Origin of the sequence: Palleronia abyssalis (assembly GCF_900302445.1) — a bacterium.
In the GTDB taxonomy this organism is placed as follows: Bacteria; Pseudomonadota; Alphaproteobacteria; order Rhodobacterales; family Rhodobacteraceae; genus Palleronia; species Palleronia abyssalis.
Genome location: NZ_ONZF01000004.1, coordinates 221,730 through 234,132, shown reverse-complemented (window position 1 = coordinate 234,132; position 12,403 = coordinate 221,730). Strand labels below are relative to the sequence as shown.

The 12,403-nt window shown below is 62.2% G+C and carries 11 protein-coding genes; 7 read left to right on the top strand and 4 right to left on the bottom strand.

Features of this window, described 5'->3' with window-relative positions; genetic code table 11:
* Positions 1-20: 20 nt before the first annotated feature.
* Positions 21-2,345, bottom strand: a complete 2,325-nt coding sequence (gene clpA / locus PAA8504_RS11380) for an ATP-dependent Clp protease ATP-binding subunit ClpA (RefSeq protein WP_108894305.1) — start codon at positions 2,343-2,345, stop codon at positions 21-23.
* Positions 2,346-2,534: 189 nt separating this feature from the next.
* Positions 2,535-3,299: a hydroxyacylglutathione hydrolase gene (gene gloB, locus PAA8504_RS11375; protein WP_108894304.1), complete on the bottom strand. Its 765-nt coding sequence runs from the start codon at positions 3,297-3,299 to the stop codon at positions 2,535-2,537.
* A 61-nt stretch (positions 3,300-3,360) separates the two neighbouring features.
* On the opposite strand from gloB, the gene PAA8504_RS11370 reads away from it, so the two are divergent.
* The 7 genes from PAA8504_RS11370 (at position 3,361) to PAA8504_RS11340 (ending at position 9,627) form a co-directional block, all read left to right on the top strand.
* Positions 3,361-4,119 (top strand): class I SAM-dependent methyltransferase, encoded by a 759-nt coding sequence (locus PAA8504_RS11370; RefSeq protein ID WP_108894303.1) that lies wholly within the window; start codon positions 3,361-3,363, stop codon positions 4,117-4,119.
* Between the two features lie 175 nt (positions 4,120-4,294).
* Positions 4,295-4,861: a F0F1 ATP synthase subunit delta gene (locus PAA8504_RS11365; RefSeq protein WP_108894302.1), complete on the top strand. Its 567-nt coding sequence runs from the start codon at positions 4,295-4,297 to the stop codon at positions 4,859-4,861.
* Entirely contained in the window at positions 4,862-6,400 is a 1,539-nt protein-coding gene (gene atpA, locus PAA8504_RS11360; RefSeq protein ID WP_108894301.1) for a F0F1 ATP synthase subunit alpha, read from the top strand.
* Between the two features lie 29 nt (positions 6,401-6,429).
* Positions 6,430-7,314, top strand: a complete 885-nt coding sequence (locus PAA8504_RS11355) for a F0F1 ATP synthase subunit gamma (RefSeq protein WP_108894300.1) — start codon at positions 6,430-6,432, stop codon at positions 7,312-7,314.
* Positions 7,315-7,333: 19 nt separating this feature from the next.
* The gene (gene atpD, locus PAA8504_RS11350; protein WP_108894299.1) at positions 7,334-8,755 is read left to right on the top strand and encodes a F0F1 ATP synthase subunit beta; all 1,422 of its coding nucleotides are present in this window, start codon (positions 7,334-7,336) and stop codon (positions 8,753-8,755) included.
* Between the two features lie 49 nt (positions 8,756-8,804).
* A complete protein-coding gene (locus tag PAA8504_RS11345; protein WP_108894298.1) occupies positions 8,805-9,242 on the top strand; it encodes a F0F1 ATP synthase subunit epsilon in 438 nt (145 codons plus the stop codon).
* Positions 9,243-9,279: 37 nt separating this feature from the next.
* On the top strand, positions 9,280-9,627 hold the full coding sequence (locus PAA8504_RS11340) for an H-type lectin domain-containing protein (protein WP_108894297.1): 348 nt from the start codon (positions 9,280-9,282) through the stop codon (positions 9,625-9,627).
* 3 nt (positions 9,628-9,630) lie between these two features.
* Here the strand turns inward: PAA8504_RS11340 and PAA8504_RS11335 are convergent, their stop codons facing one another.
* Positions 9,631-10,440, bottom strand: a complete 810-nt coding sequence (locus PAA8504_RS11335) for a division plane positioning ATPase MipZ (protein ID WP_108894296.1) — start codon at positions 10,438-10,440, stop codon at positions 9,631-9,633.
* Positions 10,441-10,509: 69 nt separating this feature from the next.
* Positions 10,510-12,288, bottom strand: coding sequence for an SLC13 family permease (locus PAA8504_RS11330; RefSeq protein WP_108894295.1), 1,779 nt, complete (start codon positions 12,286-12,288; stop codon positions 10,510-10,512).
* Between the last annotated feature and the right edge of the window lie 115 nt (positions 12,289-12,403).

Below are 12,403 nucleotides of genomic sequence, written 5' to 3'. Positions count from 1 at the left end.
GTGACCGGGGCGTTCAGGACTTATTCTGCCGTCAGAAGGGGCGGCTTTTTCGAGGAAAGACGGCGCGTCTCCGGCGGGTCGATCCGCAGATCGATTTCGCCATCCTTCACGCCGACCTGCACGACACCGCCTTTGGCAAGGCTGCCGAACAGCAGCTCTTCGGCCAGAGGCTTCTTGATGTGCTCCTGGATCACGCGACCCAACGGGCGGGCGCCCATCTTGTCGTCGTAGCCCTTGTCGGCAAGCCACTCGGCGGCTTCCTGGGTCAGTTCGATGGACACGTTGCGATCCATCAACTGTGCTTCGAGTTGCAGCACGAACTTCTCGACCACACGCATGATCACCTCTTTAGGCAATCCGCCGAAGCTGATCACCGCATCCAAGCGGTTGCGGAACTCAGGCGTGAAAGTCCGCTCGATCGCGGCGGTGTCCTCGCCCTCGCGCTTGTCGCGGCCGAAGCCGATGGCTTCCTTGGCCATGTCGGAGGCCCCCGCATTCGAGGTCATGATCAGGATCACGTTGCGGAAATCGACCGCGCGGCCGTTGTGATCCGTCAGCTTGCCGTGGTCCATCACCTGTAGAAGGATGTTGAACACGTCCGGGTGGGCCTTTTCGATCTCGTCCAGCAGAAGCACGCAATGCGGGTGCTGGTCCACGCCGTCGGTGAGCATGCCGCCCTGGTCGAACCCGACATAGCCCGGAGGCGCGCCGATCAGACGGCTGACCGCGTGCTTTTCCATGTATTCCGACATGTCGAAGCGCAGCAGTTCGACGCCCAGGGTGTCGGCCAGTTGCTTGGCGACTTCTGTCTTGCCGACGCCGGTTGGGCCGGCGAACAGGTAATTGCCGATGGGCTTTTCGGGCTCGCGCAGGCCGGCCCGCGCCAGTTTGATCGCAGCCGAAAGGGCGGTGATCGCCTTGTCCTGGCCGAACACGACCCGCTTCAGCGTGCCTTCCAGATCCTTCAGCACGGCCGCATCGTCCTTCGAGACGTTCTTGGGCGGGATGCGGGCGATCTTGGCGACGACGGCCTCGATCTCTTTCGTGCCGATGGTTTTACGGCGCTTGGATTGCGCAACGAGGTGCTGCGCCGCGCCGGCTTCGTCGATCACGTCGATCGCCTTGTCAGGCAGCTTTCGGTCGTTGATGTAACGGGCTGACAGTTCCACGGCCGTCTTGATGGCATCGTGGGTGTAGCGGATGTCGTGATGCTCCTCGAAATAGGGCTTCAGGCCCTCGAGGATCTTCACGCTGTCGTCCACGGTCGGCTCGTTCACGTCGATCTTCTGGAACCGGCGGGACAGGGCGCGGTCCTTTTCGAAATGCTGGCGGAACTCCTTGTAGGTGGTCGAGCCCATACAACGCAGCTTGCCGCCCTGAAGCGCGGGCTTCAGCAGGTTGGACGCGTCCATAGCGCCGCCGGATGTTGCACCGGCACCGATGACAGTGTGAATCTCGTCGATGAAGAGGACGGCGTCGTCATGTTCTTCCATCTCCTGCATGACGGCCTTCAGGCGTTCCTCGAAGTCGCCGCGATAGCGAGTTCCTGCCAGAAGCGCGCCCATGTCGAGCGAGTAGATCGTCGTCTTCGACAGTACCTCGGGCGTCTGTCCTTCGACAATCTTCTTGGCCAGACCTTCGGCGATGGCAGTCTTGCCCACGCCCGGATCACCCACCAGAAGCGGGTTGTTCTTGCGACGGCGGCAGAGGACCTGCACGCAGCGCTCCACCTCGTGTTCCCGCCCAATCAGCGGATCGACGTCGCCCTTCTGCGATTTCGCGTTAAGGTCGACGCAGTACTTGGCCAGAGCCGAATCCTTGGCATCCACGTCTTCCACCTGACTGTCATCGTCGGACTCTTCTTCCGGCGCGCCGGCGACGGGGCGCGTTTCGGATTGCGAGGGGTCCTTGGCCACACCATGCGCGATGAAGTTCACCGCGTCGTACCGGGTCATGTCCTGCTCCTGCAGGAAATAGGCCGCGTTAGATTCCCGCTCGGCGAAGATGGCTACGAGGACATTTGCGCCCGTCACCTCTGTCCGACCGGAAGATTGCACGTGGATCGCCGCGCGCTGGATGACGCGCTGGAATGCGGCGGTCGGGACGGCTTCGTTGCCCTCGGTCTCGGTCACGAGGGTCGAGAGGTCGTCGTCGATGAATTCGACGAGGGTCTGCTTCAACTCTTCCAGATCGACAGAACAGGCCCGCATCACCTTGGCGGCGTCAGGTTCGTCGGTGAGGGCCAGAAGAAGGTGTTCCAGTGTGGCCAGCTCGTGATGGCGCGTGTTGGCCAGGGCCAGAGCCTGGTGAATGGCTTGCTCGAGCGTAGTGGAGAATGACGGCACGGGCAGTGCTCCTTATCGTTCTGGCAGTTCGGCGAGGGGCGCCGTTCCACCTTGGCCTTGTTGTCTTAAAGCTTGGTTGTTGTGGGCCCAGCTTCAAGGAAATTCTGGTCGCGGGTCGTCACAATCTTCGTGAGTTGCGAAAGAGTGCCGCAGGGCCGGTGAAATCTTGCGCCGTTCTGGCATGCCGAATCAGAAGGAATCTTTCCTGGACCTGATCTCGGCGAAGGCGGAAACGTCGTCGGCCTGAGGCATAGATATGAGGTCTTTCACCTCCTGCAAAGAGGCGCGTAGGAACGGGTTGGTCGCTTTTTCCTCAGCCAGGGTCGAGGGAACGGTGAACGCATTCCGATCCCGGGCCTCTTCGATGCGCTGCATACGGGCCTTCAGGTCGGGGTTGTCCGGTTCTATCGACAGGGCGAAACGGCCATTGTTCAGGGTATACTCGTGACCTGAATAAATCAGTGTCTCTGCCGGTAGGTCGGCGAGTTTCGACAGGCTGTTCCACATCATCTCGGGCGTGCCCTCGAAGATGCGTCCACAGCCAAGGGCCATCAGGCTGTCGGCGGTGAACGCGGCATCCGCATCGGGGATGTGGAAGGCGATATGTCCGACCGTATGACCCGACACGTCATGCACGCGGACCTCGTGGCCCTCGAACTGGAAGGCGTCCCCTTCGGCGACCTCGCGGTCGAGCTTCGGCAACCGTGTGGCATCGTCGCGCGCGCCGGTCACGGCAAGCCCCGGATGCGCCTGTTTCAGCCCTGGCAGGCCCTCCACGTGGTCGGCGTGATGGTGAGTGATCCAGACTTCGTGCAGGTCCCAGCCGCGCTCTTTGAGCGCATCGAGGATCGGCGCCGCCTCGGGGGCGTCGACGAGAGCGGTCCTGTTGTTCTTACGGATCAGGAAGGCGTAATTGTCGCTTCGGCAGGCGACGGTGACGATCTCGATACTCATTTGCTTGCCCCCATGGGTTTGGTGCTATTGTGGGACAGTAAGACGAGCGGACGGGGCGGCAATGCATCTGGATGTGCAGGACCTGCACAACTTCTATTACAAGACCCGCCTTGGTCGCGCGGCGCAACGGGCCGTGCGCGAACAGGTTGCGGCATTCTGGCCCGACGTGACCGGGGATACGGTCCTGGGGTTGGGGTTCGCCGTGCCGCTGCTGCGCCCCCTGAAACGTCAGGCGCGGCGGACGATCGCCCTGATGCCCGGGGCGCAAGGCGTGATGGCCTGGCCCCCGGGCGAGGACAATATCTCTGTCCTGTGCGACGATACGCTGCTTCCGATACAAACCGGGTTCGCGGATCGGTTGATCCTTCTGCATTCCCTCGAAACGTCTGAAACGCCGGGCAATCTGCTCCAGGAGTGCTACCGGGTGCTCGGTCCCGGTGGGCGAGCACTGTTCATCGTCCCGAACCGGGCAGGCCTTTGGTCACGCAACGATCGAACGCCGTTCGGGTTCGGACGTCCCTTCAGCCTGGGCCAACTGGAGGGGCAGCTGCGCAGCTACGACTTCAATCCACGCGGACACGCCGCAGCCCTCTATCAACCGGTCTCGGAAAAGCCGTTCTGGTTGAAATCGGGGAACATGATTGAACGGTGGGGCCGGTCCATCACCGGGCGCTTCGCCGGTGGTGTCCTGATGGTCGAGGCGTCGAAACAGGTGCCTGCCCGCGCCGGGGGGCAGGGCATCCGCATCGCGCGTCCGCTGCGGGTCCTCGAAGGAGCTGGCCAACCGGTGCCAGGTCGGGCGCGTCATTCGGGTGTCTGACCTTACCGTTAGCGACGAAACCGGGGCAGTCCACGGCGATGTGACAGTTGCGGCCCCGGAACTGCTCTGCTAGAGCGACCACGATTTCGACGAACGGCCCGTTGTGGTCCAAAACCGGCACCTTGTCCCAACGCCTTCCGGGCGCTGGGTCGGGGTGCGAAATAACATCGAAAGGGTGGACGTGTCCGAACCGGCTTCGATCTCATCTGGCATCGCTCAACGCTATGCCACGGCCATTTTCGAATTGGCCAAGGAAGACAACGCTCTCGACCAGATCGCCAGCGATGCCGACACCCTGATGTCGGCGCATGCCGAAAGCGAAGCGTTCCGCGACCTGGTCCATTCCCCGATCTATTCGCGCGATCAACAGCAGCGGGCCATCGGAGCGCTTGCCGACAGGATGGGTCTGCACGGCATCACCGCAAACACGCTGCGCCTGATGGCCTCGAAGCGTCGTCTGTTCGTGACCCGCGATCTGGCCCGGCAGCTACGCGAAATGATCGCGCGGGAGCGTGGCGAGGTTACGGCCGAAGTGACCGCCGCTCGCGACCTTAGCGACGCGCAGCGCCAAAGCCTGGCCGAGGCGCTTAAAAATGCCGTCGGTCGCGACGTGAACATCAACCTTTCCGTCGATGAGCGCCTGATCGGCGGTCTTGTCGTCAAAGTCGGCTCGAAAATGATCGACACGTCGATCCGCACCAAGCTCGACTCCCTCCAGAACACCATGAAAGAGGTCGGATAAATGGGCATCCAAGCTTCCGAAATTTCCTCGATCCTGAAGGATCAGATCAAGAACTTCGGACAAGAGGCTGAAGTCGCCGAAGTCGGGCGCGTACTGTCCGTCGGCGACGGGATCGCCCGCGTCTACGGCCTTGATAACGTGCAGGCCGGCGAGATGGTCGAGTTTCCGGGCGGCATTCAAGGGATGGCGCTGAACCTGGAAGCCGACAACGTCGGCGTCGTGATCTTCGGGTCCGACCGGGACATCAAGGAAGGCGACACCGTCAAGCGCACCAACTCCATCGTGGACGTCCCCGTGGGCGACGCGATGCTGGGCCGCGTCGTTGACGGCTTGGGTAATCCCATCGACGGCAAGGGCGAGGTTGCAACGTCCGAGCGTCGCGTGGCCGACGTCAAGGCGCCCGGCATCATGCCCCGCAAGTCGGTGCACGAGCCCATGGCGACTGGCCTCAAGGCCATCGACGCGATGATCCCGATCGGCCGCGGCCAGCGCGAGCTGATCATCGGTGACCGCCAGACCGGCAAGACCGCTGTCGCGATGGACGCCATCCTGAACCAGAAGAGCTATAACGACGCCGCCGGCGATGACGAGTCGAAGAAGCTGTATTGCATCTACGTCGCCATCGGTCAGAAGCGTTCGACCGTTGCCCAGCTGGTCAAGAAGCTGGAGGAAACCGGCGCGATCGAATACACCACGATCGTCTCGGCCACCGCGTCCGAGCCTGCGCCGATGCAGTACCTCGCCCCCTACTGCGCCACTGCGATGGCCGAATACTACCGCGACAATGGCCGTCACGCACTGATCATCTATGACGACCTGTCCAAGCAGGCCGTGGCTTACCGCCAGATGTCGCTGCTTCTGCGCCGTCCGCCGGGGCGTGAAGCCTATCCGGGCGACGTGTTCTACCTTCACTCGCGCCTGCTCGAACGGTCGGCGAAGATGGGCGATGACTATGGCAACGGTTCGCTGACCGCCCTGCCCATCATCGAAACCCAAGGCGGCGACGTGTCGGCCTTCATCCCGACCAATGTGATCTCGATCACTGACGGCCAGATCTTCCTGGAAACCGACCTGTTCTATCAGGGTATCCGCCCAGCCGTGAACACCGGTCTGTCGGTGTCGCGCGTGGGCTCGTCTGCACAGACGAACGCGATGAAGTCTGTCGCCGGCCCCGTAAAGCTGGAACTGGCGCAGTACCGCGAGATGGCGGCCTTCGCGCAGTTCGGCTCAGACCTCGACGCGGCCACGCAGCGCCAGTTGAACCGCGGCAAGCGCCTGACGGAACTGATGAAGCAGCCGCAATATGCGCCGTTGACGAATGCCGAGATCGTATGCGTCATCTATGCGGGCACCGAAGGGTATCTCGACGACGTGGCCGTGGACGACATCAAGCGGTTCGAAGAGGGCCTGCTGAGCTCGCTTCGCACCAAGAACCGCGATGTGCTGGACTGGATCACGAACGAGGATCCGAAGATCAAGGGCGACGCGGCCGATCGGCTGAAGAAGGTGCTGCAAGAATACGCCGCAGACTTCAAATAAGTTCGGGACACGGCGAAGGAGGAGGCTGAATGGCCAACCTTAAGGACCTCAAGAACCGGATCTCGTCGGTCAAATCGACCCGCAAGATCACGAAGGCCATGCAGATGGTCGCGGCCGCCAAGCTGCGCCGTGCCCAGGAAGCGGCTGAGAACGCGCGCCCCTATGCGCAGCAGTTCGAGGCTGTCATGGGCCAGCTGGCGGCAAGCGTCGGCGACAGTCCGACCGCGCCGCTACTGCTGCGCGGGACCGGCCAGGAGGAGACCTTCCTTCTGGTCGTGATGACGGCCGAGAAGGGACTGTGCGGCGGCTTCAACACGAACATCGTGAAGCGCGCTCAAGTCCGGATCCGTGACCTGCAAAGCCGGGGCAAGACGGTGAAGATCGTCACGGTCGGCAAAAAGGGCCGCGCCGTGCTGCGCCGGACCCACGGCGACATGCTGATCGATCACGTCGATCTGTCGGATGTTAAGACGGTCGGGTACGGCAATGCGCAGGAGATCGCGCAGGGCGTCCTGAAGCGGTTCGATGCGAGCGAATTCGACGTGGCCTATATCTACTACGGCGAATTCGAAAACACGATGACGCAGGTCCCGACCGAGCAACAGATCATCCCGGCGCATTTTGATGCGCCCGAGGGCGATGCGGCCAGCGGCTCCAACACACTTTTCGACTACGAGCCGTCGGAAGAAGCGATTCTGGCCGATCTGCTGCCGCGTAGCGTGTCGACGCAGATATTCGCTGCGCTTCTTGAGAATGCGGCGTCCGAACAGGGCGCGCGGATGACCGCAATGGACAACGCGACGCGGAACGCGGACGACATGGTCGAGAACCTGAACCGCGAATACAACCGCACCCGCCAGGCCGTCATCACGAACGAGCTGATCGAAATCATTTCGGGCGCCGAGGCGCTCTAAGACGAACCGGAGAAACACCATGGCTGACGCAAAAGGCAAAGTGACCCAGGTCATCGGCGCCGTCGTCGACGTTCAGTTCGATGACCACCTGCCCGAGATCCTGAACGCCCTCGAAACCGACAACCACGGGAACCGCCTCGTGCTGGAAGTCGCCCAGCACCTTGGTGAGAACACCGTCCGGACCATCGCGATGGACTCGACCGAGGGTCTGGTACGTGGTCAGCCCGTGTCCGATACCGGCAATGCGATCCAGATGCCGGTTGGCGACGTGACGCTGGGCCGCATTCTGAACGTCGTAGGCGAGCCCGTGGACGAAGGTGCCCCGCTGAACGCAACCGAATTCCGGGCGATCCATCAGGTCGCGCCCGACTTCGCGCAGCAGTCGACCTCGTCCGAGATCCTCGTGACCGGCATCAAGGTCATCGACCTGCTCGCCCCCTATTCCAAGGGCGGCAAGATCGGCCTCTTCGGCGGTGCCGGCGTGGGCAAGACGGTTCTGATCATGGAACTGATCAACAACATCGCAAAGGTTCACTCGGGCTATTCCGTGTTCGCCGGCGTGGGCGAGCGGACCCGTGAGGGCAACGACCTCTACCACGAGATGGTCGAATCCAACGTCATCAAGCCCGACAACCTGTCAGAAAGCCAAGTGGCGCTGGTTTATGGCCAGATGAACGAGCCGCCGGGGGCCCGCATGCGCGTTGCGCTGTCCGGGCTGACCCTGGCCGAGCACTTCCGCGATCAGTCCGGGTCGGACGTTCTGTTCTTCGTCGACAACATCTTCCGCTTCACGCAAGCGGGCTCCGAGGTGTCGGCGCTTCTTGGACGTATCCCCTCGGCCGTGGGCTATCAGCCGACGCTTGCCACAGACATGGGCCAGATGCAGGAGCGGATCACATCGACCAAATCGGGTTCGATCACGTCGATCCAGGCTGTCTACGTTCCTGCCGATGACCTGACCGACCCCGCGCCTGCCACGACCTTTGCCCACCTCGATGCAACCACGGTTCTCAACCGTTCGATCTCCGAGCAGGGCATCTATCCGGCCGTGGACCCGCTCGACTCGACTTCGCGCCTGATGGACCCGTCCATCCTTGGCGAAGAGCACTATCAGGTGGCCCGTGACGTTCAGGGCATCCTGCAGCGGTACAAGGAACTGCAGGACATCATCGCCATTCTGGGGATGGATGAACTGTCGGAAGAGGACAAGCTGTCCGTGGCGCGCGCCCGGAAAATCCAGCGTTTTCTCAGCCAGCCGTTCGACGTGGCGAAGGTCTTCACCGGCTCCGACGGGGTTCAGGTCCCGCTGGAAGAAACGATCTCGTCCTTCAAGGCGGTTGTCGCTGGCGAGTACGATCATTTGCCCGAAGGTGCGTTCTACATGGTAGGCGGCATCGAGGACGTGAAGGCCAAGGCCGACAAGATGAACGCCACCGCCTGATTCCTGAGGGGTTGCTCAAGAAAGCGACCCCGCCTACTGGAGGACCGAAATGGCCGACACGATGCAGTTCGACCTTGTCAGCCCCGAGCGTCGCGTGGCGTCGTTTCAGGCGCGCGCGGTGAAGATCCCGGGAAGCGAAGGCGACCTGACCGCAATGCCCAACCACGCGCCGCTGATCACGACGCTGCGCCCCGGCATCCTGCATGTCGAGGGAGAGCGTGGCAGCGACGAGTATATCGTCACCGGCGGGTTCGCACAGATCACGCCCGAGGGGATCTCGGTTCTGGCCGAGGAAAGCTATCACCGCGACGAAATGAGCCAGGAAATCCTGGACCGCATGGTCGAAGACGCTGCCGAACGTCAGCGAAAGTCGATCGAGCAGTCGCACAACGAACCTGGACCGACCGACGACGCCGCAAAGTTGTTGTCCGACATGATGGCCGTAGGGTCTCATATCGGGTTGTCGGCCAAGCAGCCGTCGCTTTGACAATCGGGGGGCGACTTCGCCCCCCGCCTTCTTCTGCATGCCCGATATTCTGAGAAACCCCGTCATCCAGACCGGAACGACGCTGGTTTTTTCCCATTTCGACACAGATGGCCCAATGTGGACCGACACCGGCCCTCGCGTCGTGCGTCGCACGGTGCGTTTTGAAACGCCGTTCACGTCGGTTCCCTCGGTTCAGGTTTCGGTGTCACTGTGGGATGTCGAGACGTCGTCTAACCTGCGCCTTGAAGTTCTGGCCGAAGACGTGACCGAGGAGGGCCTCGTCATCGTTGCAAAGACGTGGGACGACAGCCGGATCGCGCGCCTCGGCGCGAGTTGGATCGCGATAGGGGAGGGCGTCGATCCCGACGCCTGGGATCTGGACTAGCCCCTAGAACGTCACCTCGACGCCGGGCAGGTGAAGCTCTCGGATAAGGTCGCGCAGTTCCTGGCGGGCCGCGACATTCGACAGGTTCAATCCGCCCACTCCCAGATCCTTGAGATCGAGAAGTGTCAGTCCGCGCGGAAACAGTTCCCGGAAGATAACCCGTTCCGAAAAGCCGGGTGAGACGCGGAAACCGATACGCTTGGCCAGATTATCGACAGCTTCGCCCATGCGCTTCTTGTTGCGCATCTGCTGTGCGCCCAAGCGGTTTCGCACCACGATCCAGTCGATGGGGGGCAGCCCGGCCCGTGCCCTCAGCTGACGGGCGTTCCAGACCATTTCGGAATAGACCGACGGCCCGAGAATCTTGTTCGTCTGGCCGTCGACCTTCGCCAACAGGTCAAAATCGACAAAACTGTCGTTCAAGGGCGTGATCAGGGTATCCGCCAGCGAGTGGGCGACCTGGCTGAGACGGGTATGGGATCCCGGGCAGTCGATCAGGATGAAATCCATCTCGGACTCAAGGCCGGCGACCGCGGCGGACAGCCGCTGATCCTGGATGTTCTGTCCGGGCTCGATAGCCTCCTGCGAGATCTCGGGCAGCAGGCGGTATTCGGGGACCGGAAGGTTCAGGCCTGATGCCTCGATATAGGCAAGCCGGTTTTCGACATAGCGCCCGAAACTTTGCTGCCGGAGATCCAGATCAAGGGCGCCGACCTTGTGCCCCATGCGAACCAATGCGGTCGCCACGTGCATCGAGGTCGTGGACTTTCCCGAACCACCCTTCTCGTTCCCGACGACAATGATATGCGCCATGCTGCCCCGTTTGATTGGTCTTTTGGTCTCTATATTGGCGGAAGATCGCCAAGGAAAGCAAAGACGCGCCTAAAGGGGAAAGAGGAAATGGATCGCGGCACAGGTCGCAAGGCCGACTACGATGTTCATTGGGACACCGATGCGCAGGAAGTCGGTGAAAGTGTAGGCCCCTGTGCGATAGACCAGCGTATTCGTTTGATACCCGATGGGGGTCGCGAAACTGGCAGAGGCGGCGAACATGACGGCCACGACCAGCCCGCGCGGGTCGAGGCCCAGAGGTTCGGCCGTCGCGATGACGATCGGCGTCAAGACGACGGCCACGGCGTTGTTGGTCACCAGCTCGGTCAGGATCGAGGCCGTGAAGTAGATCGCGAGCAAAAGGCCGAAGGCCGGAAGCACTTCCAGAAAGGGGATCAAGGCAGAGACCAAGAGCTCGACCGCGCCAGACTCTTCCAACCCGCGTCCGACGATCAGCATGGCAAATATCAGGATCAGGATGCCGCCGTCCACCGACCCCCACGCCTCGTCATTGTCGATGCATCTCAGCACGAGAAGGCCTGCCACGGCTAGAAGGGCAAGGATTCCGATCGGTGCAATGCCCAGGGCGGCCAGTCCCACCACGGCCGCCAGCGCCAGCAGGGTCAGCGGCGCCTTGGTGCGGCGGAAGGCGCGCCCTGACGGGCGCGAGACCGACAGCAGATCACCCGCCTCGGCAAGATGCTTCAGACTGGATGCGCTGGCGCGCACCAGCAGACGGTCCCCCATGCGCAGCCGGGCTGCGGCGAGGTCGGGACCCGCCACGTGATTGTGCCGATGCACACCCAGGACGCGCACACCGCCCCGTGGTCCGACTGACAGGTCCGAGATACGGGGCCGGGGAACAGTCGAGCGTGGTGTCAGGATCGCCTCTACGGTCAGCGTATCCTCCTCTGTGGGATCGGCGCCGCGCTTCAGTCCGGTGACCAGGGCTTCGATCCCCGACAGGGTCAGCAGTTCGGAGGTCGTCGCCTGAAGCAGGACCGTGTCCCGCGCCTCAAGCGGGATAGCGTCGAAATCGCCGCGGATCGTCTCTCCGCGCCGCCGGAGTCCGGTCACCCGAATGCCGGCGCGATTGAATGCGGGCACGGCGCCCACGGGCATTCCGATGCCCTCAAATCCGGGCATGACCGAAATGTCGGTCAGATAAACGACGTCTTCCGCGGCGCCTGCGATGCTTGCCGCGGTCCGATGTGGCAAAAGGCGAGGTCCGATCACCAGCATCGTCGCGATCCCGGTGACTGCAGCAATCAAGCCGACGCCCGAAATCTCGAAGATCGAGAACCCCTGAAGCCCCGATCCACGTGCAATTCCATCGACCAGAAGGTTGGTCGAGGTTCCGATCAACGTGCATGTCCCGCCAAGGATAGCGGCATAGGAGCGGGGGATCAGAAGCTGCGTCGGTGCAAGGCCAAGGCTTTTCGCCATGCGAACGACCACCGGGATCAGGACCAGAACCACAGGGGTGTTGTTGACGAAAGCAGATGCCAGGATCGTCGCACTCAGGAAGATCGCCACGCCGGCGATCGGCTGCTTTTCCGCGCGCGTGACCACGAGGTCTGCCAAAGCATCCATCAGACCGGTTCTCACCATCGCGCCTGATATGATGAACATCGCCGCAATCGTGATCGGCGCCGGGTTCGAGAACACGGCCATCGCATCGTCGTAGGGCACGAAGCCCAACAGGATGAATACAGCTGCGCCGCCGGCCGCAGTGACGTCTGGTGGGTATTTCTCGGTCAGGAAAGCAGCAAAGAGTAGAACCAAGAGGCCGAGCGCGACATAGGGCTCGAAACCGTTCAGGGCGATCATTTCAAGCCACGACTCCGCAGGGCCAATTTACTAGAACGCCATCGTTACCACGTGTGTTCCAGCTTCAACGAAAAACGCCGCCCCGGGGATGGGACGGCGCTTCAGTGCGTATCGA

Bases quoted from the DNA above. Each gene is read 5' to 3' on its own strand.
- gloB (WP_108894304.1), bottom strand. From the start codon at position 3,299: ATGAGTATCGAGATCGTCACCGTCGCCTGCCGAAGCGACAATTACGCC.
- PAA8504_RS11370 (WP_108894303.1), top strand. From the start codon at position 3,361: ATGCATCTGGATGTGCAGGACCTGCACAACTTCTATTACAAGACCCGC.
- atpA (WP_108894301.1), top strand. From the start codon at position 4,862: ATGGGCATCCAAGCTTCCGAAATTTCCTCGATCCTGAAGGATCAGATC.
- PAA8504_RS11355 (WP_108894300.1), top strand. From the start codon at position 6,430: ATGGCCAACCTTAAGGACCTCAAGAACCGGATCTCGTCGGTCAAATCG.
- atpD (WP_108894299.1), top strand. From the start codon at position 7,334: ATGGCTGACGCAAAAGGCAAAGTGACCCAGGTCATCGGCGCCGTCGTC.
- PAA8504_RS11345 (WP_108894298.1), top strand. From the start codon at position 8,805: ATGGCCGACACGATGCAGTTCGACCTTGTCAGCCCCGAGCGTCGCGTG.
- PAA8504_RS11340 (WP_108894297.1), top strand. From the start codon at position 9,280: ATGCCCGATATTCTGAGAAACCCCGTCATCCAGACCGGAACGACGCTG.
- PAA8504_RS11335 (WP_108894296.1), bottom strand. From the start codon at position 10,440: ATGGCGCATATCATTGTCGTCGGGAACGAGAAGGGTGGTTCGGGAAAG.
- PAA8504_RS11330 (WP_108894295.1), bottom strand. From the start codon at position 12,288: ATGATCGCCCTGAACGGTTTCGAGCCCTATGTCGCGCTCGGCCTCTTG.